Source organism: Enterovirga sp., assembly GCF_035325185.1.
In the GTDB taxonomy this organism is placed as follows: Bacteria; Pseudomonadota; Alphaproteobacteria; order Rhizobiales; family Beijerinckiaceae; genus Enterovirga.
On the sequence record NZ_DAOLAJ010000038.1, the window covers coordinates 31006 to 33609 of the forward strand.

2 protein-coding genes are annotated in these 2604 nt (G+C 69.9%); one reads left to right on the plus strand and one right to left on the minus strand.

Annotation, left to right across the window (positions count from 1 at the left end):
• Positions 1-12 precede the first annotated feature (12 nt).
• A complete protein-coding gene (locus PKD06_RS09665; protein WP_324379939.1) occupies positions 13-1320 on the minus strand; it encodes a UDP-glucose/GDP-mannose dehydrogenase family protein in 1308 nt (435 codons plus the stop codon).
• Between the two features lie 174 nt (positions 1321-1494).
• Between PKD06_RS09665 and PKD06_RS09670 the strand changes: the two genes are divergently transcribed.
• Positions 1495-2604, plus strand: a 1110-nt coding sequence (locus tag PKD06_RS09670) for a DNA translocase FtsK (RefSeq protein WP_324379941.1), incomplete at its 3' end; no start/stop codon positions are given.

A 2604-nucleotide genomic window follows, 5' to 3' on the forward strand; every position in this document is an offset into this window, starting at 1 on the left:
GGCCCATCCTCCTCAACCGGCGCGTCCGACCCCGGTATAGGCGAAACCGTGCCTCGCCATGTCCTGCGGCCGGTAGACGTTGCGCAGGTCGACGACGACGTTTCCCGCCATGGCCGCCTTGATCCGGCGCAGGTCGAGGGCGCGGAACGAATCCCATTCGGTCATCAGGACCAGCGCCTCGGCCCCCTGCGCGCAGGCATAGGCGTCCTTGGCATATTCGACGTCGTCCAGGAGGGCCCGGGCATTCTCCATCCCCTCCGGGTCGAAGGCCTGGATCGCCGCGCCCGCATCCTGGAGGGCGCGGATGATGGCGAGGGCGGGAGCCTCGCGCATGTCGTCGGTATTGGGCTTGAAGGTGAGGCCGAGGATCGCGATCCTCTTGCCGCGCACCGAGCCGCCGCAGGCCGCGAGGATCTTGCGGGCCATGGTCGTGCGCCGCTGCTCGTTGACCGCCACGACCGTCTCCACGAGCCGCAGCGGCGAGCCGTGGTTCTGCGCCGTCCGCGCGAGCGCCAGCGTGTCCTTGGGAAAGCACGATCCGCCATAGCCCGGCCCGGCATGCAGGAACTTGCGCCCGATGCGGTTGTCGAGCCCGATCCCGCGCGCCACGTCCTGCACGTCGGCGCCCACCTGCTCGCAGAGATCGGCGATCTCGTTGATGAAGGTGATCTTGAGCGCCAGGAAGGCATTGGCGGCATATTTGGTCAGCTCCGCCGTCCGCCGCCCGGTGGTCAGGACCGGCGCGGCGTTGAGATAGAGCGGACGATAAAGCTCCGCCACGAGCCGCGCGCCGCGCTCGTCCTCGGCCCCGATCAGGATCCGGTCGGGTCGCTTGAAATCCTCGATCGCCGCGCCCTCGCGCAGGAATTCGGGATTGGAGACGACCGAGAACTCCGCCTGCGGGCGCTCCTCCCGGATGATCCGGTCGACCTCGTCGCCCGTCCCGACGGGGACCGTCGACTTGGTCACCACCACCGTATAGCCCTCGAGCGCCGCCGCGATCTCGCGCGCCGCCCCGTAGACATAGGAGAGGTCGGCGAAGCCGTCGCCCCGGCGCGACGGCGTGCCGACCGCGATGAACACCGCATCCGCCCCCGGCACCGCCCCCGCGAGGTCGGTCGAGAAGGACAGCCGCCCCGCCTGCGCATTCGTCGCCACGATCTCCTCCAGGCCCGGCTCGAAGATCGGGATCTCCCCGGCCCTCAGCGCCTCGACCCGGGCCGGGTCCTTATCCACGCACACCACCTCGTGGCCGAAATCCGCAAAACAGGCTCCGGAGACCAGCCCCACATAGCCCGCCCCCACCATCGTGATCCGCAATGCCCATGCTCCCTGCCGGCCGCGCCGTCATATGCGACGAAGCCGCCTTCACGTCGAGCAGGGCTCGAAGCGCCGGTTCGTCCCGCGCGGGAAGGGCTCGTTAACGCGCCGTTTTCCATGGCGGAGTCACTACAACAGCAGCAGTCGCCGCGGATTCTGACCATCATGGAAGCCATGCGTCCAACCACGAAGCGTCCGATCGTCATCGAGAATCAGGAAGTCGAATCGACAACGGCGAATGTCGCGTTTCTCGCAAAGCAAGGCCGTTCGAGCCTGTCGCAGGCCGAGGGGACGAAAATGCGGCCCGTCACCACCCCGGTATTCGACCCTCAGGCACAGCCGTCGCAGCCCGCCGACGTGCCGCCCTGGTTCACGGCATTCGATCTCGCCGCGAATACGCGGTTCACGCGCACCCCCGACCATGTGCGGCGGCGGCAGGCGGGCGAACTCGCCGCGATCGCGCCCCTCCGCCCCCCGGCGGCCGGCTCGGACATGACGGCGGAGCCGGCGCCGCGGCACGATCGCCGCCTGGACGAGGCGTCCGAGGATCGCGACGGGCCGCCGGCATCCCAGGGGATCGATGCGCCTCGCGGGCATCCGGGAGACTTGCCCGAAGCGATCCTGGCCGATGAGCCCGATCCCTGGTTCGACCAGGGTGAGGCGGAGCCGGAGGAGAGCGACGAGGACGATATCGCGGAGTTCGTGGCTTCGCTGACGGGTCCGCCGCGCCTGCCGTTCCTCGGCTACGGCGCGGTGACCCTCACCGCGCAGCTGACGTGGCGGTCGATGCGCCGCCCGCGCGACCGCTCCCGTCCGCACCCGGTGGAGCAGGACGAGCGTCCCGACGACGAGCTTCCGCCGCCGGATCGGGCGCCGTCATGCGGGAGCGCGGCCGTCGCGATACCCGCGCCCGCGCCCTGCCGGGCGGAATGCGAGGAATACAGCCTCCCGCCGCTCGACCTCCTGGCCGAGGCGATGATCGGCGAGCCCACCTACGAGGCTTCGGCGGAATACCTCGACCGCAGCTCGGTCACCTTGCAGCAGACGCTGCACGATTTCGGCGTGCGCGGCGAGGTCATCGACGCCAATCCCGGCCCGGTCGTGACCCTGTACGAGTTCGAGCCGGCGCCGGGGACCAAGGCGAGCCGCGTCATCGGCCTGTCGAACGACGTCGCCCGCTCGATGTCGGCGGTCTCGGCCCGTATCGCCGTGGTGCCGGGACGAAACGTCATCGGCATCGAGCTGCCGAACCAGAAGCGCGAGACGGTCTTCCTGCGCGAGCTG